28 protein-coding genes are annotated in these 25434 nt (G+C 36.0%); 11 read left to right on the forward strand and 17 right to left on the reverse strand.

Annotated elements, in window-relative coordinates; translation table 11 throughout:
- Nucleotides 1-53: 53 nt before the first annotated feature.
- From DRF59_RS14770 to DRF59_RS14785, 4 genes are all read right to left on the reverse strand, one after another.
- Entirely contained in the window at nt 54-920 is an 867-nt protein-coding gene (locus DRF59_RS14770) for an NAD kinase (protein ID WP_115961701.1), read from the reverse strand.
- A gap of 1 nt (nt 921) precedes the next feature.
- The gene (locus DRF59_RS14775; RefSeq protein WP_115961704.1) at nt 922-1575 is read right to left on the reverse strand and encodes a CBS domain-containing protein; all 654 of its coding nucleotides are present in this window, start codon (nt 1573-1575) and stop codon (nt 922-924) included.
- 188 nt (nt 1576-1763) lie between these two features.
- Nucleotides 1764-2294: an RNA methyltransferase gene (locus DRF59_RS14780; protein WP_115961707.1), complete on the reverse strand. Its 531-nt coding sequence runs from the start codon at nt 2292-2294 to the stop codon at nt 1764-1766.
- Between the two features lie 5 nt (nt 2295-2299).
- Nucleotides 2300-2920 carry a toxin-antitoxin system YwqK family antitoxin gene (locus DRF59_RS14785; protein ID WP_115961710.1) on the reverse strand — a complete coding sequence of 207 codons (621 nt, stop codon included), beginning with the start codon at nt 2918-2920 and terminating at the stop codon, nt 2300-2302.
- A 54-nt stretch (nt 2921-2974) separates the two neighbouring features.
- On the opposite strand from DRF59_RS14785, the gene DRF59_RS14790 reads away from it, so the two are divergent.
- On the forward strand, nt 2975-3574 hold the full coding sequence (locus tag DRF59_RS14790; protein ID WP_115961713.1) for a hypothetical protein: 600 nt from the start codon (nt 2975-2977) through the stop codon (nt 3572-3574).
- An 11-nt stretch (nt 3575-3585) separates the two neighbouring features.
- Here the strand turns inward: DRF59_RS14790 and DRF59_RS14795 are convergent, their stop codons facing one another.
- Nucleotides 3586-4464, reverse strand: a complete 879-nt coding sequence (locus DRF59_RS14795) for a bestrophin family protein (protein ID WP_115961716.1) — start codon at nt 4462-4464, stop codon at nt 3586-3588.
- A gap of 166 nt (nt 4465-4630) precedes the next feature.
- Between DRF59_RS14795 and DRF59_RS14800 the strand changes: the two genes are divergently transcribed.
- Nucleotides 4631-5509 (forward strand): cupin-like domain-containing protein, encoded by an 879-nt coding sequence (locus DRF59_RS14800; protein ID WP_115961719.1) that lies wholly within the window; start codon nt 4631-4633, stop codon nt 5507-5509.
- A 4-nt stretch (nt 5510-5513) separates the two neighbouring features.
- On the opposite strand, the gene DRF59_RS14805 is transcribed toward DRF59_RS14800, so the two are convergent.
- Nucleotides 5514-6044, reverse strand: a complete 531-nt coding sequence (locus DRF59_RS14805; protein WP_115961722.1) for a GNAT family N-acetyltransferase — start codon at nt 6042-6044, stop codon at nt 5514-5516.
- Between the two features lie 123 nt (nt 6045-6167).
- On the opposite strand from DRF59_RS14805, the gene mutS reads away from it, so the two are divergent.
- Nucleotides 6168-8756 carry a DNA mismatch repair protein MutS gene (gene mutS, locus DRF59_RS14810; RefSeq protein WP_115961725.1) on the forward strand — a complete coding sequence of 863 codons (2589 nt, stop codon included), beginning with the start codon at nt 6168-6170 and terminating at the stop codon, nt 8754-8756.
- A 30-nt stretch (nt 8757-8786) separates the two neighbouring features.
- On the opposite strand, the gene DRF59_RS20790 is transcribed toward mutS, so the two are convergent.
- The 3 genes from DRF59_RS20790 to DRF59_RS14820 all read right to left on the reverse strand — a co-directional run bounded on the left by DRF59_RS20790 (nt 8787) and on the right by DRF59_RS14820 (nt 10291).
- Nucleotides 8787-8945, reverse strand: coding sequence for a hypothetical protein (locus DRF59_RS20790; protein ID WP_157967460.1), 159 nt, complete (start codon nt 8943-8945; stop codon nt 8787-8789).
- A gap of 24 nt (nt 8946-8969) precedes the next feature.
- Nucleotides 8970-9131 carry a hypothetical protein gene (locus DRF59_RS20795; RefSeq protein WP_157967461.1) on the reverse strand — a complete coding sequence of 54 codons (162 nt, stop codon included), beginning with the start codon at nt 9129-9131 and terminating at the stop codon, nt 8970-8972.
- 320 nt (nt 9132-9451) lie between these two features.
- Complete coding sequence (locus DRF59_RS14820; protein WP_115961731.1) at nt 9452-10291, reverse strand: hypothetical protein; 840 nt, start codon at nt 10289-10291, stop codon at nt 9452-9454.
- A 144-nt stretch (nt 10292-10435) separates the two neighbouring features.
- Here DRF59_RS14820 and DRF59_RS14825 point away from each other — a divergent pair, with 144 nt between their 5' ends.
- The 3 genes from DRF59_RS14825 to DRF59_RS14835 all read left to right on the forward strand — a co-directional run bounded on the left by DRF59_RS14825 (nt 10436) and on the right by DRF59_RS14835 (nt 12064).
- Complete coding sequence (locus tag DRF59_RS14825; protein ID WP_115961734.1) at nt 10436-10921, forward strand: TlpA family protein disulfide reductase; 486 nt, start codon at nt 10436-10438, stop codon at nt 10919-10921.
- A 13-nt stretch (nt 10922-10934) separates the two neighbouring features.
- Nucleotides 10935-11591 carry a thioredoxin family protein gene (locus DRF59_RS14830; protein WP_115961737.1) on the forward strand — a complete coding sequence of 219 codons (657 nt, stop codon included), beginning with the start codon at nt 10935-10937 and terminating at the stop codon, nt 11589-11591.
- Between the two features lie 62 nt (nt 11592-11653).
- Complete coding sequence (locus DRF59_RS14835) at nt 11654-12064, forward strand: ribosomal maturation YjgA family protein (RefSeq protein WP_115961740.1); 411 nt, start codon at nt 11654-11656, stop codon at nt 12062-12064.
- 9 nt (nt 12065-12073) lie between these two features.
- On the opposite strand, the gene DRF59_RS14840 is transcribed toward DRF59_RS14835, so the two are convergent.
- From DRF59_RS14840 to DRF59_RS14860, 5 genes are read right to left on the reverse strand one after another with little or no spacing between them, the layout of a single operon-like run.
- Nucleotides 12074-12994, reverse strand: a complete 921-nt coding sequence (locus tag DRF59_RS14840) for a YARHG domain-containing protein (RefSeq protein WP_115961743.1) — start codon at nt 12992-12994, stop codon at nt 12074-12076.
- The gene (locus tag DRF59_RS14845) at nt 12991-13629 is read right to left on the reverse strand and encodes a DUF2306 domain-containing protein (RefSeq protein WP_115961746.1); all 639 of its coding nucleotides are present in this window, start codon (nt 13627-13629) and stop codon (nt 12991-12993) included. Before DRF59_RS14845 ends, DRF59_RS14840 begins: the two co-directional genes overlap by 4 nt.
- Before the next feature lie 5 nt (nt 13630-13634).
- Nucleotides 13635-14048, reverse strand: coding sequence for a hypothetical protein (locus DRF59_RS14850; protein ID WP_115961749.1), 414 nt, complete (start codon nt 14046-14048; stop codon nt 13635-13637).
- Between the two features lie 22 nt (nt 14049-14070).
- Nucleotides 14071-15369 (reverse strand): alpha/beta fold hydrolase, encoded by a 1299-nt coding sequence (locus DRF59_RS14855; RefSeq protein ID WP_115961752.1) that lies wholly within the window; start codon nt 15367-15369, stop codon nt 14071-14073.
- 31 nt (nt 15370-15400) lie between these two features.
- Nucleotides 15401-16603, reverse strand: coding sequence for a BaiN/RdsA family NAD(P)/FAD-dependent oxidoreductase (locus DRF59_RS14860; protein WP_115961755.1), 1203 nt, complete (start codon nt 16601-16603; stop codon nt 15401-15403).
- Nucleotides 16604-16717: 114 nt separating this feature from the next.
- On the opposite strand from DRF59_RS14860, the gene DRF59_RS14865 reads away from it, so the two are divergent.
- The 4 genes from DRF59_RS14865 (at nt 16718) to DRF59_RS14880 (ending at nt 20626) form a co-directional block, all read left to right on the forward strand.
- Nucleotides 16718-17212: an acyl-CoA thioesterase gene (locus DRF59_RS14865; RefSeq protein WP_066690256.1), complete on the forward strand. Its 495-nt coding sequence runs from the start codon at nt 16718-16720 to the stop codon at nt 17210-17212.
- Nucleotides 17213-17282: 70 nt separating this feature from the next.
- Nucleotides 17283-18335 carry a thiamine-phosphate kinase gene (thiL, locus tag DRF59_RS14870; protein WP_115961758.1) on the forward strand — a complete coding sequence of 351 codons (1053 nt, stop codon included), beginning with the start codon at nt 17283-17285 and terminating at the stop codon, nt 18333-18335.
- A gap of 97 nt (nt 18336-18432) precedes the next feature.
- Entirely contained in the window at nt 18433-19254 is an 822-nt protein-coding gene (locus DRF59_RS14875; RefSeq protein ID WP_115961761.1) for a helix-turn-helix domain-containing protein, read from the forward strand.
- A 166-nt stretch (nt 19255-19420) separates the two neighbouring features.
- On the forward strand, nt 19421-20626 hold the full coding sequence (locus DRF59_RS14880; RefSeq protein ID WP_115961764.1) for a multidrug effflux MFS transporter: 1206 nt from the start codon (nt 19421-19423) through the stop codon (nt 20624-20626).
- A 7-nt stretch (nt 20627-20633) separates the two neighbouring features.
- Here the strand turns inward: DRF59_RS14880 and DRF59_RS14885 are convergent, their stop codons facing one another.
- A complete protein-coding gene (locus tag DRF59_RS14885; RefSeq protein WP_115961767.1) occupies nt 20634-22457 on the reverse strand; it encodes an acyltransferase family protein in 1824 nt (607 codons plus the stop codon).
- A gap of 166 nt (nt 22458-22623) precedes the next feature.
- Here DRF59_RS14885 and DRF59_RS14890 point away from each other — a divergent pair, with 166 nt between their 5' ends.
- The gene (locus DRF59_RS14890; RefSeq protein WP_115961770.1) at nt 22624-23532 is read left to right on the forward strand and encodes a DUF6268 family outer membrane beta-barrel protein; all 909 of its coding nucleotides are present in this window, start codon (nt 22624-22626) and stop codon (nt 23530-23532) included.
- A 42-nt stretch (nt 23533-23574) separates the two neighbouring features.
- Here the strand turns inward: DRF59_RS14890 and DRF59_RS14895 are convergent, their stop codons facing one another.
- Both DRF59_RS14895 and DRF59_RS14900 read right to left on the reverse strand, forming a co-directional pair.
- On the reverse strand, nt 23575-24309 hold the full coding sequence (locus DRF59_RS14895) for a LytR/AlgR family response regulator transcription factor (RefSeq protein WP_115961773.1): 735 nt from the start codon (nt 24307-24309) through the stop codon (nt 23575-23577).
- Nucleotides 24299-25360, reverse strand: a complete 1062-nt coding sequence (locus DRF59_RS14900) for a sensor histidine kinase (RefSeq protein WP_115961776.1) — start codon at nt 25358-25360, stop codon at nt 24299-24301. Before DRF59_RS14900 ends, DRF59_RS14895 begins: the two co-directional genes overlap by 11 nt.
- Nucleotides 25361-25434: the final 74 nt, after the last annotated feature.

Genomic DNA, 25434 nt, shown 5'->3' on the forward strand with positions numbered 1-25434 from the left:
AAATTTTATTAGGTGTTTTTGTTCCTGTAAAGGTAATCATTTTTAGGGAATTGCTAATTTCTTTTATCCCTTCCCCAAAGAAGCTTCTGGCGAATGGTTTCATAGAAGCTTAAATTATTCGGCTGTACCAGCAGAAGCTGAAAAGAAGCCTTTTTAATGATAATTTCTTTATCTGTTTCTATGTGTATCAGCCGGGAGTCTAATGAAAGGGAGTATTGAGGGACACGGCTTTCCACTTTAAATTTTATTTCTACTTTATCATTTACAACTAAAGGTCTTACATTCAGGTTGTGAGGTGCAATCGGAGTGATGACAAAGTTTTCGTTATTCGGAGAAATGATCGGCCCTCCGCAGCTTAGAGAGTAGGCTGTAGAACCTGTGGGGGTAGAAATAATGACACCATCTCCCCAAAAAACATTCAGGAATTCGTTATTGATGTAAGAATCTACTGTGATCATTGATGTGGTTTCTTTCCGGGAAACTGTAACATCATTCAAGGCATAAGGAAAGGACCCTTCCAGATCAGGTGAAACAACTTCTATTACTGAACGCCTGCTTGTTTTTACATCTCCTTTCAAAATAGAATCAAGCTCTTTAAATGCTTCTTCTTTGGTAAAAAAAGCAAGAAACCCAAGCCTTCCCGTATTTACCCCTACTACGGGGATTTCCAGATCTTCAATAAATGTCAGGGAGTTTACGATGGTTCCGTCTCCTCCAAAAGTGAAAAAAAGATCCACTTCCTTGTCCAAAAGGTCCTGTTTATTATTAAATGTTTCAAAAATCTTGGAAAATTGAAGTGCTTCAGCCATCTCATCATAAAGAACGGATTTTACCCCTCTGCTTTCCAGCTCAGAGATAAACTTGCTTAAATATAAAAAAGTATCAAGATCTTTTTTCTGAGAATATATGGCTGCCTTCATGTTATATTTCTATGAATTTTTGGAAAAAACCAAATCGGTCTTTAAAGAGATCGGTTTTCTCATCAGAATAGAATTTTTCAACAATTCTATAGTCATACCGATCAAAAGTTGAATCTATTGAGGCCAGATTTTCATTGCTGATTTTTATGGTAATATGGATTACCTCATCCGTCATAAAACTTATAAATCCGCCATAGAATTTGGAGTTATTACTTTCTACAATATTAGCAATCTCTGTCATTGAATATTTTCTGGCAGGAGTTTCTATGGTAAGTATAGCGCCTGATTCTGAAAATAACGGATAGCGGGAAAAGTCCTGAAAAATATCCTCACAGGTAATATAACCGAGATATTTTTCATTTTTATTGATCACCGGAATAACATTGGAGCTGAACGTATGAAAAAGACGAATACTGTCCATTACATTACTGTCTTCCAGAATAGCAAAACGTTCGATCTGGTGTTCAAGGTCCTTCAGCGTACCCCCGTCTTCTTCATAAAGAAAATCCTGGGCAATTGCTCCGTAAAAGTGGTGGGATTTTTTTATGAAAATATGGGAATATCCAAAATCCTCTAACATGTCTCTTGCTGACTCTATTGAATCAGACAAGCTAAAACACGGGAAGTCTTTTGAGATATAGTCCTTGATAAACATTGTGCTAATTTATAAAAAATTAAATGAAACTTTTTCTGAAAAGGAGACTTTTTTTAAGATTGATCAAAAAAAGTGCCGGCATAATTTGTTTGTAAAGAAAAAAAAAGTACCTTTGTCGCCTTTCATTTTTACTTTTTATTAGATTTATTTCAAACTGCACTGTCTATTTAAGGACATATGCAGTTTTTTTATTTTAGAGCTTTCGCAAATTCCCACATCACAATTCCACCGCATACACTTACGTTTAGGGAATGTTTTGTACCAAGCTGGGGAACCTCTAAAAAAACATCAATATTAGGGAGTGCTTCATCACTGATTCCTTCAACCTCATTTCCAAGGATCAACACATATTTCTTTGATCGGTCAATGGTAAAATCAGTAAGGAGCCGGCTATCGGTTGTCTGCTCGATTCCTATAATTTCATAATCTTTACTTTTCAGATCAGCAATAGCAGTATTAATGTCTTTTTCATGGACCCAATCCACACTTTCCGTTGCTCCCAGTGCAGCCTTATGGATTTCACGGTGAGGAGGCTGGGGAGTAATACCGCAAAGAATAATTTTTTCAACGAGGAAAGCATCTGCAGTTCTGAATGCAGCTCCTACATTATGCATGCTTCTTAAGTTGTCTAAAATGATAACCAACGGGATTTTTTCAGTTTTCTTAAATGTTTCTACATCTATCCTGTTCAGTTCTTCCAGTTTTAGTTTCTGTACCAATTGTATTATTTTGTTGAGATTAATTTTCCGTCTTTATAGACCTCTGTTTTTTCAATGCTTCCGTCTTCACGATAATAAACACGGTTTCCGTTGCGTTTATCGTTTGTCAACTCTGTTTCTCTTTCTAACTTTCCGGACTTGTAAAAGGTTTTCCATTTTCCGGTAGCAAGACCGTTTTCATAGTAGCCGATTTGTTTTATTGACTTTCCATCTTCATGGAACAGTTTTGTTTCTCCGTGAAGCTTGGCAAATTTATAATGGGAAATTTCTTCTATTTTTCCGGAAGGATAATAAAACGTTCCTGTGAAACTGTTGTCATATATATTTTTTTCCCCATTTGTAAACTCTTCTTTGGATGTCAGATCTCCGTTTTTATTATAGTAAGACCATTCTTTTACCTTAAAGTCTTTTTTAAACGTTCCCTGAGCACTTATTTTTCCGTTATCATGATAAAAAACAGCGTCACCTTCTTTTTTACCTTTTTTCCATTCAACCACATTTTTTATCTGCCCGTTATCATAAAATTCTTTACAGGTTCCTTCCTGTAATCCGTCCTTAAAACCACAGGGCTTTTGTGCAGACACCATAACAGAAGCAGAAAATAAGAATAAAAAAATGGAGTTCATGGCTATTTTATTTCAAAAATAGTAAAATAGTTATATTTGATTCAAAAATATACTATGAAAAAATTATTCAGTTTATGCATGTTAATGTTTGTTATGATGGGTTTAAGGGCCCAGAATACGTATTATCCACAAGCTTTTTTTGACAAAAAATTAGCAAGGGATATGCTTGGATTCGGAAACTCGACCATTGAAGGTGTAGCATCTACCAAGCAGAAAAATAATTGGGGAATCAAACCATTACTGGGACAGAAACATTATGCTCCTAAAGGGACTGTTGTTATGCTTTTTCCTGTAACTCCTTATTTTGAAGAGTTTTACAATATGAGAAAGAAGTATGAAAATAAAAAAACAACGGTATATATGTCAGAGGAAGCATTTAAATACAGAGTAGAAGCATTAACAGATGATCACGGCAGATTTAAATTTGAAAAACTAAAGCCCGGAAAATATTATCTGGAAACCATTGTGAATTTTACAGCGACAGCAAGCTATCAGCAGCAGACGGGAACTACAGATACCTATAACGGTTTTGGAAACTATCTGTATTCTACTCCGATTTACAGCACATTTTTTTATGGTTATGATGCTGCCAACAGGGAAAGCAAATTTGTAGAAATAAAGCAGGACGGCGAATTAAAAGAAATCAGCCTTTAGTGTTTATTTTTTTATTTCTTGCTCATGATCTGGTGAACATTCTTTTCAATATTTTGTGCTAATGTTTCCATCGGAATATCATTTTCATCATTGTTAAAAGGGTCTTCTATTTCTTCAGCAATAAGTTCAAGGCTCATCAGTACATAATAAACAAAGACCGTAAGAGGAATCATGAAGAGCCCGATAGTAATAACATAAGCTATAGGAAGAGCAAAAACATACAGAATAATAAACTTTTTAATAAAGGAGGAATAAGAATAAGGAATCGGAGTGTTTTTAATTCTTTCGCACCCTCCGCAAACCTCCAGAAAACCTGAAAGCTGATTATCTAAGTAAAGAAGCTCCACTTCCGAGATTTTTGCTTCCTTTTTTAACTGGTTCAGCTTATGAGATAAGAGAATAACAATTTCACTTGGGCCATGGTTTTTTAATGATTTTTCAATTTCAGAATAATCCTCATCCAGAGCAAGCCTGGTAGATTCCCTGGAAAGGTGTTTGGCTAAAAAGTGAGGGAAAAATTTTAAGTATCTTGAGATCTGGTCTATATCCTGTTGATTATCCCCAAGAAGAGTGTTTATTTTTATAGCCATATTCCTGGTGTCATTTACCAGTTTTCCCCACAGTTTTCTGCCTTCCCACCAGCGGTCATAAGCTGTATTTGTCCTGAAAACAAGCAAGAGAGACAGAACAAATCCTAAAAGGGAATGAATCATTCCTACATTGCTGACACCTGATTTTGAGGTAAGGTGGAAATATTCAACCTCTAAGTACTGAATGCCCCAGGAATATAACCCAACAAGAATCATACTTGGAAAAAGAATTTTAAGAGTATCACTCTTGTGAAGGCTGAAAAGGATCTTAAGGAAATGTTTGGTGTTGTAGACTCTCATAAATTACTTGTTACCACAAATATAATTTTTTTCATGTAAATGCTGAACTGAGTCTTGGATTGAATAAAGTGAAGGACATTATATTTTGCAATTCAACGATCTCTTTTTAAAATTTTTTTAGATTTCAAAAAAACACTATTTTTATTTCGCATTAAATACCAAAATAATGATCCTCCAAAACGTAGATGCAGTTAGTGATATCAGTAAAGAAGACTTTCAAAAGAATTATTTTAAAAAACAAAAGCCTCTTTTGATCAAAAATTTTGCAAGCCGATGGGATGCTTTTGATAAATGGAATCTGGCCTATATCCGTGAAAAAGCAGGGGATCAGGAAGTTCCCTTATATGATAACAAGCCGGCTGATGCAGCAAAAAGTTCTGATGCTCCTGTTACTCATATGAAAATGAAGGAGTATATTGATACGATAAAAAGCAAACCTTCAGATCTTCGCATCTTCTTTTATATTATTACAGACAGGCTCCCGGAACTGCTGAAAAACTTTACCTATCCTGATTTGGGAATGAAGTTTTTTAAAAGGTTACCTACATTATTCTTCGGAGGAAGTGAAGCCCATGTTTTAATGCATTATGATGTGGATCTGGGAGATTTTATGCATATCCATTTTGAAGGGAAAAAGCGGATTTTATTATTCGACCAGAAACAGTCTGCTTTTTTATATAAAGTGCCTTTATCGGTTCATACGATTTATGAGCTGGATTATGAAAATCCTGATTATGAGAAATTTCCGGCTTTGAAATATGCCAGGGGATATGAGATTTTTATGGAGCATGGTGATGCTCTTTTTATTCCTGGTGCATTCTGGCATTTCAACCGGTATCTTGAGCCTGGCTTCTCTCTGTCATTAAGAGCCCTTCCCAATAAACCGAAAGTTTTTGCGAACATGCTGTATCACGTTTTTATTATGAGGTATACCGATAAGCTGTTACGCAAGTTATTTAAAGCTAAATGGGTAAATTACAAACAGAAGTGGGCATATGAAAAAAGCTCTGAAGCTCTGAAACAGTATTTAAAATCCAATAAGTAGTTGATTACCTGTTGATCAGTCCGAAAATTTTAGCATCCACAAATTTTCCTTTTTCAAAGAAGAAATCTCTGAGTATTCCTTCCGCCTGGAAATTTAAAGAAGTTAGGAGCTTTTCTGATGAAATGTTTGAAGGATCGATAAAGGCATCTACCCGATGGAGCCTCATTGTTTCAAATCCAAAGGTCAATACAGGGAGGAGTGCCTCCTTCATAAAAGATTGTCTCCAGAACAGAGGATTCAGCTCATATCCGACTTCAGCTTTGAAATGCTCCCTGTACCAGTTGTGATATCCACAGGTACCGATTACCTTTTTTGAAGATTTTAACTCCAGCGCCCATCTGTATCCTTTTCCCTTTTCAAACGAACTGTTGAAATGCCGGATGATCCGCCGGGCATCTTCTTCCGTTTTAAAAGTTTCAAGATCATAATATTCCATAACCTCATCCCTGGAAAAGTATTCGAACAGGTCTTGTGTGTCATTTAGGGTTAGCTGGCGCAAAATAAGTCTTTCAGTTTCTAAAACAGGAAATTTCATGAATGGTATTTTATGGTGAAAATACAATTAAATAATGATAAGGAAAAGTCTGCTCAAAGATTAACAGACAAACACTTCCGTAACCCTAATTTATTTTTTTAAATTTGGGGCTCATTTTTTACTATGGCAAAGACGAAGAAAGAAACCCCGCTAATGACTCAGTATAATACCATCAAGGCTAAGTATCCTGATGCTCTTTTACTTTTCAGGGTAGGGGACTTTTATGAAACTTTTGGGCAGGATGCCGTGAAAACATCACAAATACTGGGAATAGTGCTTACCAAAAGAAATAATGGAGAAGGAAGTACAGAACTGGCCGGATTCCCGCATCACTCAATAGATTCTTACTTACCCAAATTAGTAAGGGCCGGGATGAGGGTTGCGATATGTGACCAGTTGGAAGATCCGAAGATGGTAAAAGGAATTGTAAAAAGAGGGGTTACAGAACTGGTAACTCCTGGAGTAACGTTCAATGACCAGGTCCTGAATTCTAAAAAGAATAACTTCCTGCTTTCCTTACATAAAGAAAAAGAAAAGTATGGAATTGCTTTAGTGGACATTTCTACCGGTGAGTTTTTGGTAAGTGAAGGAAACCTTGATAAACTGGTGCATATTGTCAATACTTTTGATCCCAGTGAAATTATCTTTCAAAGAAGTGTACCGATCCCTGAGCAATTTAAAAATAAGAATGCTTTTAAACTTGAAGACTGGGCTTTCCAGTACAATTTTGCCTATGAAAAATTAACCGGGCATTTTAAAACCAGTTCATTAAAAGGATTTGGAGTAGAGAATCTTCCATTAGCTATTACTGCTGCAGGAGCTGTTTTTGCTTATCTTGTGGAAGATACCCATCATAACCTGCTGTCTCATATTACAAAGATCCAGATTATTCCACAGGAAGACTATCTGATGATGGATAATTTCACATTAAGAAATCTTGAAATTGTTTATCCAAGTAATCCTCAGGGAAAATCATTACTGGATATTATTGATAAGACATGTACTCCAATGGGAGGACGGCTGCTAAGAAGAAGAATTATTCTTCCTTTAAAATCAGTGGAAGAAATCACGAGAAGGCTTTCCCTGATCGACTTCCTGAATGAAAATGATCCTTTGAAGTATGAAATTTGCCAGCTGTTAAAATCAATTTCAGATTTAGACAGGTTAATGGGTAAACTGGCAGCTGAAAAAATTTCACCAAAAGAATTAGGGTATCTGCGTCAAAGTCTTATCAATATTCATAAGATAAAACAACTTCTTCATCCTCATGCAGAAGTTCTTGCGTGGCTGGAACCTTTATATGATCTGGAGGAATTGATAAAATTCCTGCATTGTAATCTTAATGAAGACCTTCCGGTAAGTATTGCCAAAGGAAATATAATCAGGGAAGGTGTTTCTGATGAGCTTGACAGGTTACGAAACCTTCAGAGTAAAGGACGTGGATTTCTTGATGAGATGTGTCAGAGGGAAATTGAAAGAACAGGAATTTCAAGCCTTAAAATAGATTTTAATAATGTTTTCGGATATTATATAGAAGTAAGGAATACCCATAAAGATAAAGTTCCTGATGATTGGGTAAGAAAACAGACCCTTGTAAATGCGGAAAGATATATTACAGAAGAGCTAAAAGAGTATGAAAACCAGATCCTGGGTGCTGAAGAGAAAATAAGTGTTCTCGAAAATGAACTTTACAGGAATGTATGCTCTGAAACCATGGTGTATATTGATCAGATTCAGGGGAACTCTACTATTATTGCACAGCTTGACGTGGCTGCAGGATTATCTGAACTTGCTGTTTCCGAAAGTTATACCAGACCTGTTTTGAATGATGGGTATGCGATCGATTTAAAAGAAGCCAGACACCCGATTATTGAAAATGCGCTGCCATTAGGAGAAAAATATATCCCGAATGATATCTTCCTGGATAAAGATTCGCAGCAGATTATTATGGTAACAGGACCTAACATGGCCGGTAAATCGGCAATTCTGCGTCAGACGGCTATTGTATGTCTTTTGGCTCAGATTGGAAGTTTTGTCCCTGCAAAACACGCAGAGATCGGGATGCTGGATAGAATCTTTACAAGGGTAGGAGCTACGGATAATATTTCTGCCGGAGAATCTACTTTCATGGTAGAAATGAATGAAGCCGCGAATATTCTTAATAACATTTCTGAAAGAAGCCTTATCCTTCTGGATGAAATAGGTCGCGGAACGTCTACTTATGATGGGGTTTCTATTGCCTGGGCTATAGCGGAATACCTTCATCAGCATCCTACACAGGCTAAAACCCTGTTTGCCACCCATTATCATGAGCTTAATGAGATGACTGTGAATTTTGAACGCGTAAAAAACTTCCATGTATCCATTCAGGAAAATAAAGGGAATATCATCTTTTTAAGAAAGCTGATTCCCGGAGGAAGTGAGCATAGTTTTGGTATCCATGTTGCGAAACTTGCAGGAATGCCTGCGAAAGTAGTAAGCAGAGCCAATGAGATTCTGAAAACTCTTGAAGCAAGCAGAACCCAGGGTGGAGGAACTTCTGAAAGTATTAAAAGAGTAACAGAAGAAAATATGCAGCTTTCCTTTTTCCAGCTTGATGACCCTGTTCTGGAAAATATACGGGAGGAGCTGACAAAGATAGATATCAATACATTAACACCTATTGAAGCTTTAATGAAGCTGAATGCCATAAAAAAAATGATTGGAGGATAATCCAATCATTTTTTATTAATCGAGTCCGGTCTAACAGCAATATCCGTCACTGCCTCTCGGTCCGATGATCAGAAAATGATCAACTCCTCTGAGTTTGCATGTCCCTTCTGCACAGGCAGCAGCACCTCCATTAATCTCCTTAAGCTCACTTTTGGTCAGCTTTCTTTTTTGAATGCTTAATGTTTTCATATTCTCTGGATTTGGTATTTATAATTAACAGCACGGGCCATCCTGAATTCCATAAACTCCATACAATTCCTCTCCGGTATTCGGATCTGTGCAACTTATTACTAATGGGCAAACAGGGCCTGCACCACTAATTTTTTTCAATTCTTCTTTGGTAAGTCTCTTTTTTTGAATGTCTGAATTTTTCATAATATTTGAATTTGGTATTGTTAAATAAATAACCGGAACTCCTAAAATTTGCTAACAGCAAACTCCTTTAGCACTGCAAGGTCTTATTGATATCTCACCATCAATATTACAAAAGCAGGTAGTGACACATACCGGCCCATTACCGCCGTTAATTTCTTTTAATTCTTTTTTGGTAAGTCTCCTTTTTTGAATGTTTGAATTTTTCATGATATTTTTAATTTGATTGTAAGCTAATATACAATTTTATTAATTAATTCTATTCATTGTGAATAAATTAGTCTTTTTCAAAATAAAAAAGAGAGCCTTAAGCTCTCCGGTTATTATAAATGGTTGTATTCGTAAGTTGAGACTTCAGTAGAACTGACTGTACTTCCTGTTTTGTCATAATATTTACGGATATCTTTTGTAGGATAACCACTGGTGTTATATTCGTAAATCGATTTGAATATTGTCCATTCAGTTCCTCCACTGTTGTATTGAATTACACTTTTATAATCTGATACATTGTGGGTTGACCCGTTTTCATTTTCCTGATCGATTATTTTTAAATAACCTGTTACATTTTTAAAAGGTGCATTTTTTGAATCATATACAATAGGCTGTAATGCACCTGTTCCCGTATCCATGCCTCCTGTTGAATTTGGGCTTGAAACCGTTTCTGTCCAGCTGTTAATGGATCCGTCTGAATTCAGAGTAGCATTTCTGGTATAGGTTTTTACCGTGTTGAATCCTGCTGTTGATAGAGTAACGACCATTTTTACCGTATTGGATGAAGGATAAGTATAGTTTATCTCAGTGGTTGCGGTAAGATTGGGAGCTGTGTGCACATCTGTTTTTTTGCTCAATCTGTTATTGCTGTCATATACATAAGAAGTTGTATAAGTAGAGCTTCCCGAAGATGTTACAGATTTGGTGATCAGCTCACCGGTGTAGGTAAAGTTGGTGACACTCCCATCAGTAAGATTTTTTAACTGTGATAATTTTGTTCCATTGTAAGTGTAAGTGGAAATTTCTCCATCAACAACCATTTTAGTGACCAAAACAGGGGTGTTATTATTGTTGTTGTTATTTCCGTTATTATCTGGAATGTCAGTATCATCATTACTACCTGAACATGATGCCAAAAAGAAAATTGGCAGAAGTAAATAATTTTTTTTCATAGCTTTTATTTATAAGTCGTAAAAATATAAAAAAGAATTCATTGTTAAATAAAAATAACTGTTTGAAGCAAATTTTAGAATCATATCAAGTGCGATGATACAGAGGAAGAATGATTTGCATGCAATAATTTATTAAATTTGAATATGAAAAAAATAGTGGCTCTATTAATGCTGTTTCTGTTTTGTATGATTTTAAAAGCCCAGCAGAATCAGATTGAAGTCGTTACATACGAAGAACTTGAGAAACGTATTGAGCAGGAAAAAAGTAAAACATTGGTTGTTAATTTCTGGGCAACAACCTGTGCACCATGTGTAAAAGAACTTCCTCATTTTATGGAGGTTAATGAAAAATATGCAGATAATCCGAATTTTAAAATGCTATTGGTTTCATTGGATAGATTAGTGGATCAAGAACGGGTTTTAAAATTTATAAAGAATAAGAATCTTACTGCTGAAGTTATTCTTTTGGATGATATTAAAAGAATGAATACATGGATTTCCAGATTTGAGAAAAACTGGGACGGAAATATTCCGGTAACAATTTTTTATAAGAATGGTGATAAGGTATATTTCAATGATGGTGAAATGAGTAGGCAGGATCTGGAGACAACAATAACTGAACATTTATAAAAATAACTGAATTATGAAAAATATGAAAATTTTAATAACGGCATTTTTGTTAGCTCTGAGCCTCTTAAGTTTTACCAGAGCCGGGTATAGTAAGGATGCAGCCATAAAAGTAGAGGATTACTCTGGGAAAGGCTATGAAGTAGGGGATGCTGCCACAGATTTTAAATTAAAAAATATTGACGGGAAAATGGTTTCCTTAAGTGATTTTAAAAGCGCAAAAGGATTTATTGTCATATTTACCTGTAACCATTGTCCTTATGCTAAAAAATATGAAAACAGAATCATTGAACTGGATAAAAAATTTAAAGATCAGGGATATCCTGTGATTGCCATTAATCCCAATGACCCTAATGTTCAGCCTGAAGATGGTTATGAACAAATGATTGAAAGGGCAAAACAGAAAGGATTTGAGTTCCCATATTTAGTAGATGAAGGACAAAAAATTTATCCGCAGTATGGAGCAACAAAAACACCTCATGTATTTGTATTACAAAAAGAAGGAAGCAAAAATATTGTAAAATATATTGGAGCTATTGATAACAATTATGACAATCCGGATGATGTTTCTGAATATTATGTTCAGGATGCCGTAAATGCTCTGATTAAAGGAGAGCCGGTAAAAATGGCCAAAACAGTTGCGATCGGGTGTACAATCAAAGTAAAGAAATAGTATATATATGAAATGAAGGGCGGTATTCAGAGAGTACCGGTTTTATATATCTTGATGAATAAATGAAAAATATACAGTTTAGATTCAACCTGAGTTATTTTCTTTTTGCCCTTTTTATTTTTCTGGTGGAGGTTTTCATTGCTGTCAAGCTTGAAAATATTTTTTTTATAAGAGCATATCTGGGTGATGTTATTGTGGTAATGTTTCTATACGCTCTTGTAAAAAGCTTCTTTAAAGTAAATGATCATAAACTTATTCTCGGGATTTTAATTTTTTCCTGTGTTGTGGAGTTTGCACAGTATTTCAATATTGCAGAAAAATCAGGCTTCCGTCATGGAAGCCTGATGTATATTGTCATCGGAAACTCTTTCTCCTGGATTGATATTTTGTGTTATATAGCAGGTTGTCTGATGCTTTATTTCTTTGTACAGATTAAAGAGAAGGGTATCCTGGCTTATAAACGTAACTTGTAATTCTGTCTGCTATCTTCCGAAACTGTCATATTTATCTTCTGCATATTTAATAAAACGGTTCAGTAATGCAACATTTTCCTTTTCCATAGGAGAGAGATCATGATCAACATTACCAGAAACAGGAATATACCAATCCGTCTGTTCAAAGAAATTTCTATAGGTTTCCTTTTTGAAAGAATAGCCATGTCTCGCAAATACAGAATTCTTAATAATTTCCAAATCAAGCTTTCTTAAATTTTTCAAGTCTTTTTCAGTCAGTTTCTGTTTAGAGGCGTTGAGCTTAAAGATGGCCTCGGATGCAACCCTGTTTTTTGAAGTTTTATAGCTTTCTGTTTCTCCGGTTTGTTCATCGGTGTATTTTTCTACAAATTCTTTTGGGTTAGACCAGTCTACCAGGTCAGAATCCTGATCCAGCATAAAATTGGGGTTGTAAACAAATTCTTTCCGGATCAGCTTAAGGGTTTTAACGGGCGCTTTTACTGCCTTACTATTAAAGGCATTCCACCTTCCGGTTAAACTGTCTCCATTCATTTTTACTTCAAACCTGCCATCTGTTTTATCATTTCCCGGTTCATCCAGAACAAAAGACTTTGTAGCTTCGTTAAAAATTCCCCGGAATGGTCTTTGATTTCCATTGACGATGCTTTGACCATAGACACTGTCTTTTGTTATTCTGTTGATTTTTAGTGAGATCCTTTTGTAGTTTTCCACTTCATATTCAGAGCCGTCCATTTCGTCCATTACCTTTTCCATCCCGGCAAATTCTCCGGTATAGATACCATAATATTCTTTATGGATTTCAGGAATAACAATAGAATCTTTTTTCGCGGTTAATGAATCTTTCCCTGATTCACTGGTTTTTCCTTCTTTTTTACAGGCTATTAATGCTGCTGTCAACAAGGAAATAAGAGTGTAATTTAGAATTTTCATAGCTGTTTTTTTGTAATTAAGTATTCAATAATAAGGATATTAGGAATCCATCCCAGCCATGCAATGATCTGATAAACGTCCATTGGGTTAGGATGAAATAAATATACAATAATTACCTTCCACATTCTCAGGGTAACAGCAGATAAAGTAAAAGCAAAACTCCGCCACATCCACTGTTTGTGCTCATTAAACCTTTTCTGTCTGGCTAATTGATACGCTTTCAATGTTGAAAACCACCATAAAAATCCTAAAATAACAAAAGAAATTTTTGACAGAAGGCCTCCGTTGGCAAAAACTCCCATATAAATTCCTGAAGGTGCTGCAAAGATCAGAATGAGAAAAATATATACTTTTCCCATATTCCTGTGGAAATTTTTTACACCAAAATTCTTTCTGAGGAGGGCAAGAAAACCTGAAAAAAGTACAAAAATACTCGTATAAACATGAGTATAGAAAAACGCAAGATATTCCGGTCTTTCCGATACTTCTGTCTGTTTAATCATCAGAAAGCTGACTTCAGGATTATAAGGAATATATTCTAATGTAATCTTAAGCATCAGCCAAAAGAAATACCCGAACCCTAAAACTAAAAGGGTTTTAAAAAAGATAGATGTGTTTCTTTTAGCAGAAAGCATTCTGATTATTCAAAATTAATAACGAAAGGAAGATTAAACCAAATCATTACAGTGTTCCCTTTATATTCTCCGGGTTTCCATTGGGTTTTCATAGATTTCATCACTCTTTCTACTTCATGATTAAGGGATTCATTGTCTCCGGTTACGATAATCGTTTCAATATAACCTTTAGCATTGACAGAAAACCTTGCTTGTGAACTTGTTCTTCCTTTGGCACCTTTTATTCGGTTCGTATTTATTTTTTGAGATACCTCACGCATAAATGCTGAAAGTCCCCCGGGATATTCTGCCTGCTTACTTTGTTCAGGAATAAACTTATCTCTGGAATGATCTTCTGTGGGTGGTGTTTGGGTTTTCTGCGTTTGTGAGAAGGCGAACCCAAATCCAAGACATAAAATGAATGCTAGTGTTTTTTTCATGATTAATATTATCGTATTCAGGTTATTTATTTTCAAAGAAATCAATCACTAACTCATTGAATAATTCCGGTTTTTCTTCAGGAACATAATGATTGGCATTGGGGATAATAGCTAATTGTCCTTTTGGGATAGATTCTGCGATTTTTACCGTATGTTCTGTTTTTATAAGATCATTATCACCAGCAATGATCAATGATGGGCACTGAATTTTATTCAGGTCTTCATACTTCCATTGTGGATACTTCAAATCCAGATTCAGGAGATCAATAAAGATATCATTTTTGTGGTCTTTATTGTCTTTAGTAAGGCTTACAAGCATTTCTTTCATGGATTTTAAATCATGATCTTTCACTCCTTCCGGAAAAATATTGGCTCCTGAACAGGCAATTTTGTCTACCATTTCCGGATATTTCATGGCCATAGACAGTGCGAGAATTCCTCCGTCACTCCAGCCCAGAATCTTTGTTTTTTTGATGTTCAGCTTCTCTAAAAACTGCTTAATATCCTCTGTCTGAATATCGAAGGTAAGTTCCTTCGTTTTGTCATAAGTAGACTTTCCGCGCTCACGGCAATCTACAATGATGACTTTATATTTTTTGGAAAATGTATCCTTCTGGTTCATAAAAGCACTGATAGATTGGCCATTGCCATGAAGCATAAGAACCGGCTCGCCTTCTCCATAGGTTTCATAATATAATTTGATGCCGTTAACATCCATATATTTTCCGTGCGGCATTGTTCCGATAATACCACGACCTTTGATCAACAAAGATTTGCTGCCACTGAATGGTTTGTAATCCGAAGTTTCAATGGTAAAATGCTTTACGTGCTTTATTTTCTGAGAATGGATTCCTTCAAACCAGCCACCGGATGTGATATCTTTCTCAAAACCTGAATTTTCCAAAGGGATTTCAATCCACTTTTTTGAATTTCCATCATTGACTTCCAACTTAAAATCGTCAAAATAAAAATCCCCATTGTTTTGGGCAAACGCACCAATATTCATGGTCTTTGCAGATGGGTTGATGGTTCCCTTTATTTCGTAGGTTTTCCATTCATGGGTTACCTGGATTCCATAATATTGATTTTCAAAGAAACTGGTAGACTCATCTTTATTATTTATTCTGCACCATAACCCACAATTGGAACCATTATCCTCATTATCTTTTCTGATTTTAACTGTGATGCGAAAGTTCCAGTTGGGTTTATTTTCTACATTGACAGCCTGTGTAAAGGAAGTCCAGTCAGAGACAATTGTTTTTTCCTGGCTGTATCCTAAAAAGAACCAGAGTAAAAGAAAGAAGCCTAAATTTTTTTTCATGTATTTAGTTTTTATTAAAAGTAATAATTTTTTATAAGCTGTTGAGATCCTGTGCAATCAGCCATCCCTCACTCCAGCATGCCTGGAAATTGAATCCTCCGGTCACGGCATCTATATTCAAAACCTCTCCGGCGATATAGAAATTGGGAAGTAATTTGGAAGACATGTTTTTAAAGTTAATTTCCTTTAAATCAATGCCTCCGGCCGTTACAAACTCGTCCTTAAATGTGGATTTTCCGGTCACCTGAAATTTCTTTTGGCAGAGGTTTTCAAGTATTTTCTGGATTTCTTTTCCGGAAATATTAGCTGCCTGTTTGTTGAGATCGACCTTTGAAATTTCTAAGATTTTCTGCCAGAATCGATTGGTAATATCAAAGATCTTGGATTGCCCTATAGTCTTTTTAGGATTACTTTGTTTAAAATTATGAAAGATTTCTTCCGCTTCCTCTCTATCTATGGAAATGAAATTAACCTCAATTTCAAAGTTGTATTTCAACTTTGCCAGGCTTATCGCTTCCCACGCAGAAATTTTCAGAACAGCAGGCCCGGAAAGCCCCCAATGCGTAATAAGCAAAGGTCCGCTTTCCTCAGTTTTCAGCTTAGGAATAGAAATTCCTGCATTTTCAAAGCTTGTTCCAGGAAGATCTTTCAGCAATTCATCTTTAATATTGAAGGTGAAAAGTGAAGGGACAAGGTCTACAATCTTATGACCCAGATTTTCAACAATTTTCAATGATTTCGGTGAACTTCCGGTGGTATACACAATATAATCTGCCTCAAAATCTCCGGAATTGGTTCTGACAAGATATTGATCATTCTGTTTTTTAATCTCTTTTACCGTGCATTTTGTTTTTACGGTTACATTCTTCTTCTGGGTTTCGTTCAGAAAAGTATTAATGATAGTTTGTGAAGAATTGCTTTCAGGAAAAGTCCTGTTGTCGCTTTCAATTTTTAATGGGACGTTGCGCTGATCGAACCACTCCATAGTATCTCCCGGCTGAAATCTGGTAAAAACGCTTAACAATTCTTTGTTGCCGCGAGGATAAAACTGTACCAGCTCTCTGGGGTCAAAACATGCGTTTGTGACATTGCAACGGCCTCCTCCGGATATTTTTACTTTCTGAAGGACATCCGAGTTCTGTTCTAAAACCGTAATATGATATTTCTTTTCGTCAATGTTAGAAGCGCAGAAAAAGCCTGCAGCTCCCCCTCCGATAATAATGATATGTTTCATGTATGGGTAATCTTATGCTGAAGATTATTTTTCCAAAAGTACAATTTTTATAAACCATCTTATTTGAGTATTTTTGAAGAATATAATTTAATGATTCCAAAAACGGTTTTTCAAATGATATTTTACCATAAATTCGAAGTACGCTGGAGCGATCTTGATGCTAATAAGCACCTGGCCAATTCATCATATGTACAATACTGTGCTCAAGCCAGAATGGCCTTTATGACGAAGGAAAAAATGGGTGTTACCCAATTGAGCAGATGGGGAATAGGTCCGGTTATCCTCCATGAAAGATATTCTTTTTTCAAAGAGATCTACGCTGATCAGACGGTAATCGTAAGTGTAGAAATAGACGGTTGTTCAGAGGATTCTTCTATTTATCGTTTTGTTCACAAATTTTATACACCGGACGGAGTACATTGTGCAACTTCTGAGGCTACGGGAGTGTGGATTGATATGATGTTGAGAAAAATGACAACTCCGCCTGACGATGTGGTAGAAGCTATGAATAAATATAAAAGTCCGGAAACAGTGGTATTGTCAAAAGAAGATTTCAAGAAACTTCCATTCCATCCACATAATATTGACCCGGCGGAATTTACTAAGTAATTCAGTCTCAATGTTTAGAGTTGCAGTTTAATCATTGTTACTTTTACATTGGACATTAATACAAAAAATTATGTTTGAAGATAAATCACAGGAACTGACACCCATATCAAAGCTGGGAGAGTTTGGTCTCATTAAACATCTGACAGAACACTTTCCCTTATCCAATGCTTCTTCTGAACTTGGCGTAGGTGATGATGCGGCAGTTATTAATCCTGAAAATAAGAAAGTTGTTCTCACAACAGATGTCCTGGCGGAAGGGGTACATTTTAATCTTGGATATGTTCCGTTAAAACATTTAGGCTACAAAGCTGTTGTAGTAAATCTCAGTGACATTGCTGCAATGAATGCTGTTCCTACTCAGATTCTGGTGTCTTTAGCGGTATCAAACCGCTTTCCGGTAGAAGCTCTGGAGGAAATTTATGCCGGAATTCAAGCTGCATGTACCAGATACAAAGTTGATTTGATAGGAGGAGATACCACCAGTTCAAATTCAGGTCTGGTAATGAGTATTACTGCTGTAGGAATTGAAAATGAAGAGAATATCATAAAAAGGAGCGGGGCAAAACCAAATGATCTTCTTGTCGTAACAGGCGATTTGGGAGGTGCCTATATGGGATTGCAGATTCTGGAGCGGGAACATGCCGTATATCTGACAAACCCTAATATGCAGCCGGAAATGGAAGGATATGACTATATCCTGGAAAGACAGCTGAAACCTGAAGCGAGAACGGACATTAAACAGATTCTGGAAGAATTGGGAATAAAACCTACTTCCATGATTGATATTTCCGATGGGCTTGCCTCTGAAATTCTGCATCTTTCGGATCAGTCTAATGTAGGATTCAGATTATATGAAGAAAAAGTGCCGTTGGATAGTCTCACTATTTCTACCGCAGATGAGATGAACCTGAATCCGGTTATGACAGCATTAAGTGGAGGAGAGGATTATGAACTTTTGTTCACTATTTCTCCTGACGACTATGATAAAATTAAAAATCATCCGGATTTTACTATTATAGGGCATGCTGTAGAAAAGGAAGAAGGAAACTTTATGGTGGCAAGGGGATCTAACCAATTGGTAGCACTTACTGCTCAGGGATGGGATGCTTTTTTAAACCAATAAAAACCGAAAAATTATATTTAATTTTAAATATTGTAAGAAAACCGCAGCACTTTTTTTTGCTGTGGTTTTTGTTTCTCGTTAACTATTTTACAAGACTGTGATTACACCAGAAAAAGAAATCCCTGTTCACCATCTGACTTCTGAAGAATTTCAGATGAGTACCCTGAGCGCGGCGGGCCCTGAAAACTTTCATGATGTTCACCGGCATAATTTTTTTGAAATTATCTGGTTCAGAGAAGTCCATGAAAACAGCCGCCTGGAATTGGATTTTGAAAGTTATGAACTTGAGAACAATCACATCTGTATCATTGCACCGGGGCAGGCATTCAATATGAAATTGAAAGGAGAGGAAGGATATGCAATGGCTATAAGCAGGGAAATTTTCAACGAAGCATGTGATATAGAATCGGTGATCACAGGAGGAGAGCTTCCTTTTCTTTTAAATCCGGAAAATGAAAATACCTGCCTTACCATTATATCTTTGATAGAACGGGAGTATAAAACCACAGCAAGGACAGAACTCTTAAAGGCCTATCTGAAAGCATTTTGTATCATCATCGGAGAACAGATTATTCCTCAGGAACCTTTATTGAATGACCGTCAGCGTATTCAGGAATTGGTGGGGCTTATTGAGAGGCATTATATTGTGCATAAAGAAACAGATTTCTATGCTGCTCAGTTAAAAATAACCGGTCATCATCTTAATGATGTTGTACGCCTTTTGAGGGGAACAACTGTAAAAAAAATGATTTCCCAACGTCTTATCCTGGAAGCTAAAAGAGAACTTAGTTTTGGTGCTCTTACCGTGAAGGAAATTGCTTTTAAACTCGGTTTTAATGATGCTTCATATTTTTCAAGGTTTTTCAAGAAACATACCGGCCAAACCCCAGATTATTTTAAGAATAGTGAAAAAAGGTAATCTTCAGTATTTACTGTTATATTGAATTTAAATGCATTTTTTATTTGCTATTTGATTTTAAAACTTCATTTTGTCCTATACTTCCTTCAGTTCTTTTATTGAAAAGCGTGGCTTTTTAAAGCAAATTTGCAGCTGCAAAAAATACCTGTAAGGGTTACCGTTATTTATGAAGAAGAATTTGAATATTGTGGTGTTTATTCTGGCACTGCTTAACACGTTGGAGTCATTAAGTATAGACCTTTACCTTCCTGCCTTTCCAAGCATGTCCAAAATTTTTAACACTGATATCGGGCATATACAGATTTCAATTTCTGTTTTTTTTGCCGGATTTGCTTTCGGGCAGTTAGTATGGGGGCCATTATCTGATAAAAAGGGACGAAAGCCTATATTATACTGTGGATTGTTACTCTTTATTATCGGAGCAACTGCAATTTATTTTACATCAGATATTTATGTTTTATGGGCGATGCGTTTTCTGCAGGCTTTTGGAGGAAGTGCAGGAATTGTTATTGGGCGCGCCATTATTATTGATCTCTATGACAAACAAAAATCAGTCACTATTTTTTCGCAGCAGTCACAGATCAGTGGTATTGCTCCGATTATAGCCCCACTGCTGGGAAGTGTATTCCTGAAATTCTGGGGATGGAACAGTTCATTTGCATTTCTGGTTGTTATGGGACTCTTTACACTTTTTATGGTGTATCAATATGTTCCTGAAACCAATTCCAGAATTTATTTTCCTGATGATTCAGAAAATGATAAAAGATTAAAAGACCAGTTGAAAATGATTGTTTCCAATAGAGATTTCATTAACAGTACCATGATCGGAAGTATTGCATTTGCCTCATTAATTATCTATATTTCCAATGCTCCGTTCTTATTTATGGAGCTTCATGGATTTTCAAGCAGTGTATTCAGTTTTATTTTTGCTTTTAATTCTCTGGCTCTGATCACAGCTGCATACATTACTCCAAAACTTATAAAAAGAATAAGTAACACCAAGCTTCTGTTTATTGCTACTCTTGTATTGCTATGTGCATGTGTTCTTCACATCCTGATTGCAGCCGTAGATATTTCTGTAGGCCTGGAAATTGTAATTTTATTTATCTCATTATTAGCTATAGGAATTCTATTTCCCATTACATCAGCACATGCGTTGTCTCCTTTTAAAGAAGGACGCGGAACAGCTGCTGCATTGCTTGGGTTTATGCAGCTTATGGTTACTTTCTTAATGTCCGGACTGATTGGCTTATTAGAAGCAGATTCAATTATCCCAATGGTTGTAGCCCGTACAGGATTTGCATTGATAGCGGTTTGGTTTGGATACAGGATTTTCAGAACACAAAAAAGAGAAATTCAAAGTTCGCTGTAAACCTCACCTAATCGGTCAGAAGCGGGCTAAAAAACGACATGAAATCCTTTTCCTGCTCTTTAGCCAGAGCAACGGCACCATAAGTGTTGAGGTGAGAAGCATTGTAGTACATTAGAGTATCCTTATAAAAAGGGATATTTTTTATTGCATTTCCTTTGGACAGATTATAGAAATAAACATTTTGGCGGGTGGCAGCTAATTTTTCCAATGCCTCTTTGTTCTTTTCCTTGTATATTATTTTAAATTCTTTTGATGTTCTTCTGATATAATCACGGTTTATCTTTACAGGATCTCTGTCTATGAATGGGAAAGTATTGAAAACAATCAATTTTTGATCTGGTTTTAAAGATGCTGCCAGCTTTTCCACTGATTCATACACAGACATAGGCTCTATAAAGGAAGAACAGTTGATCAGAATGATTTTATTTTTTCTGATATTCTGTAGGGTGAATTCTACCAGTTCCTGAGAGGCATCATAAAATTTTACTTCATTATGGTTATAATCTTCCCGTCTGACTCCTTTTAAAGCAGGTACGCCATCTGTAGTCACTGTAGAGAAAGAAAAGTGATTGCGTTTTCCTATATAGTCCAGAAATGGTTTAATGGTAAGGGCATGACTATCACCGATCAGTAAGATATCTTTATTTTCAGATGTTTTATCCCCGAAAGTTTCAATAGCCTTTTTATTATGAGAATACACTCCAAAAGAAGGAGAGGTATATGTATCAGGAATTTGATACGGAGCGGCCAGTTTAGGAGCATAGAAAGCAATGAAAGTTAATATAATTCCTCCCGAAAAGGAACTGTAGATAAGAATTTTATTATTCTTTTTTCTGAAAAAATTTTCAATAAAACGGTAGGAAAACCATGCTAAAACAAAGGTCAGAATACAGACAAATATAGTTTCTTCCACATTTAAAAAGTACTCATCATTGTAATATCTGATCAGGGCAATTATGGGCCAGTGCCATAAATAAAGAGAATAAGAAAGTTCACCCAGATAAGCAGGGATCCTTTTACCAAGAAAATCAGAAACAAAATTATTGTCTGTTACCAGCAAATTAGCCGTTGTTATTGCTGGAACTAAAGCTAAAATCCCCGGAAAAAAAGAATCCTTACTGATGAAAACAGCAGATAATATCAGAATTATTAAATTCAGTGAGGCAAATAAATTATTATAACATCTATTGAAGTTGATTCTTCTTTTAAAACAAAGACTGTAAAAACCTCCGGTCAGAAACTCCGGAACTCTGGAAAGTAACGAAAAATATTCTGAAGAGCTGTTATTTTCCAAAGATATCAATGTGCTGATATATAGTGTTATAGTGATTGTCAGGAAAAGGATGACTGTAGGTAGATATTGCTTTTTTATCCATATGAGAAGCAGGGGGAGTAAAAGATAAAACTGCATTTCTATAGCCAATGACCAGGTATGAAGAAAGGGATTTTCATTAAGCTGGGCTCCAAAATAAGAATCTCCTCTTGAAAATAGCAGATTGGATAAAAAGACAACTGAAGCACCGGCAGATTTTTGGAGAGTCCAGATGTCCCTTCTCAGGTAAACAAAAGATCCTGCGAGCGTCACAATGATGATAAGCGCAAGATAAGCAGGAAATATTCTTTTTAATCGTTTCCAGTAAAAGCCGGAAAAGCTGAAGGTTTTTCTGTCTTTCTGGTCAATAATGATGGATGTCATCAGGTATCCAGAAATAACAAAAAAAACATCTACGCCGATAAAGCCTCCCTGTAGCCAAGTGTAATTTAAATGAAAAATAAATACCAAAAAGAAAGCGAGAGCTCTTATTCCCTGTATATCATTTCTAAACTGCATCCAATGGTTTTAGTAATAACAAATATAGCAGAATAAATGTACCAGATGTTATATTTGTAAATTATTGGTCCGGCTATTCTATCCTGTTGTCATAGGAAACAGACATTTAATCAAGTATTTTTTGCCAACGATAACCAAAGAAGTCTCTTTGCATAAAATTTAAATTATGAAGAGAAATCTTTTAACAGCTTTTTGCTGTTTATGGTGTATGGGATATTGGTTCAAAGCTCAATCAGGGATATCAGGAGAGCTTAAAACAGAATATATTCCACATTCCAGTTACATTCGTCCGGAAGACAGTGTGAAAACAAATTCTAAGAGTGACTTTAAACGGGTTGATCTGAATCTGAGCATTCCGTTATCAGTAAAAAAAGACAGTGACGGTAAAGTAAAGGTATGGTCTATGCTGTTAGGAGGTTCATATGCAAAGGTGTCTCATAAAAATTATGAGAATCAGTTATTTCCGGATCAAATGCTGAATGCTCAGGTGGGTATCATGCATATGAGGCCTCTGGGGAAAAAGTGGAGCATGATGATGACCGCTACTGTAGGGGTTTATACGGATATGGAGAGAATAAATTTTGATGATGTCCTTGGGCAGGGGGGAATTGTATTTATCAGGCATTTTAGCCCTAATCTTGCCTTGGGAGGAGGTCCTGTACTGACTACTGCATTTGGAGTTCCCATGATCCTTCCGTGGATCTATTTTGACTGGAAAACAAATGGAAAAATTAAATTTAATATCAACTTTCCGGAAGGAATGGAGGCAGGCTATCAGTTCTCTGACCGGTTTGCATTGAAAGCTGTTGTTAATCTCAGTGGAATGTCTGTGGAACGGAATAAGGATGGAAAATCCACACTGCTAGGATATCAGCAGATCACCGCCGGATTGAGGCCTGAAATAAAACTGAATGATAAGCTGAGCCTTCGGATTACAGGAGGTACTGCATTATTGAGAAGCTTTAGTGAAAGTGACCGGAAGATCAAAAGTATTTTTAAAGACAAAAAAATGGATGATCCGAGATTTGCCAGTACATTTTATGTTGCGTTGGCAGTACGTTGGAATCTTCCTTAAAATAAGGCTTGAAAATATTATTATTTTCAAGCCTTATCCTTATTACTTACTGATCAGCTTCTTATAAACGACCTGATTGAGGAGCTCTTCTTTTCGTGTCCGTGAAATGGGAAGCTCTGTTTTATTGATGAATAGACGCCCTCCGGAGATCATGTCAATATGGATGATGTTGATCAGGAATGATTTATGGATCCTGAAAAAATGTTCTGAAGGCAATGACTCTTCAATAGCCTTCATCGTTTGGTGGATGATCAGAAACTTATCTTTGAAATGAAGCTTGGTATAATTCTGCATACTTTCAACGTACAGGATATCCACCCATGAAACTTTGACAAAAGTATCAGACTGCCTTACATACAAAAAAGGATCATCCAGGGGAGTATTTTTTCTCAGCTTTTCGTTGGTTATAAATTGTTGCTGAGCTTTATTCACGGCCTGATAAAAACGGTTAAAGGCAATAGGTTTTAAAAGGTAATCTATAACCTGTAACCGGAATCCTTCGAGAGCATATTCGGAATATGCGGTAGTAAGAATACATAAAGGAGGGTTTTCCAGCTGTTCCAAAAACTCTAAACCAGTTAGATATGGCATATTTATATCCAGGAAAATAAGATCTATTTCTGTCTCTTTTACTCTCGAATCTGCCTCTAACGCTGTTGCGCAGGTACCTTCCACAGACAAAAAATCAATCTGGTCTGCCAGTTCTTTCAGGTGAAATCTTGCCAATGGCTCATCATCTATGATCAGGCATTTTATTTTAGGAATATTATTGCTCATTATTGTCAGATAATTTTAGAGTTAAAGTTATTTTGAATACATTATTTTCAGATTCAATTTTTAGATCATGAGCATCCGGATATTGTAATTTTAAACGCTTCTGAACATTTTGAAGCCCAATTCCCCCATTATTCTCTCTCTTTTTATAGTTGGCCAGATCCGAGTATGAATTTTCTGTATAAAAGAAAAGAAAACCGTCTTTTTCTTTACACAAAATAATAATGTAGCCTCTGTGGCCGGGAAGGCGACAGACGTATTTGAAAGCATTTTCAATAAAAGGAACAAGAAGAAGGGGAGCAATAAATGCTTGTTTGTTACCGATCTCCCAATCTGTTTTTACATCCAGTTCATTGCCCCATCTTAATTTTTCTACCTCCACGAGATTCTGGATATGTTCTACATCTTTATCCAGAGGAACCAGGTTCTGATTACAGTGATAAAGCTGATAACGGAGAATATCTGAAAATTTAAGCAATAAATAGTCCGCGAGCTTTATATCCGTCCGCATGAGGATATGGATATGGTTCAGAATATTAAATACTACATGGGGGTTAATCTGGTCCTGTAATAATTTAAGCTGATTTTCCAGATGGGCCTGCTGAAGAAGAATATGATCACGTTCTATTTTCCCATGCTCCTGATAAAATTTAATGCCACAGGCGACACCATTGATCAGGAAAGATGCAGGTAGAGCAATATAGAAACCTTTCCATAAAATAGGAATCTGATCTGAAAAACGAGGAGGCAGAGGAGCTTCAGCGCTACCTTCAATATAGGTAAATATCAGCGAATATATAATGCTTAAAATAAAAATAACCACTGTAGCCTGTATCAAAAACAGTTTCATTCTTTTTAACCTCAGAGCTTTCGGGAGAAGCCTTGTGGTAAGAAAATGGGTGAAAAAAAAAGAGGTGATTACAAGAACGGAGGTCTGCAATAAAGCTATGGAAGCACCCGATGTAGCCTGGAAATTAATCCATATGGCTACAGCAAATGTAAGCCAGAAAAGAGTGATGAAAATATACTTTCTTAAGACAAAAGAATGGATCATGCGTTTTTACAAAGTTATTTTATAAAAAAATAGAAACTGCATAGGCACAGTTTCTAGTGGTAAAGATAATTTAA

It is taken from the genome of Chryseobacterium flavum (assembly GCF_003385595.1).
Classification (GTDB): Bacteria; Bacteroidota; Bacteroidia; order Flavobacteriales; family Weeksellaceae; genus Chryseobacterium; species Chryseobacterium flavum.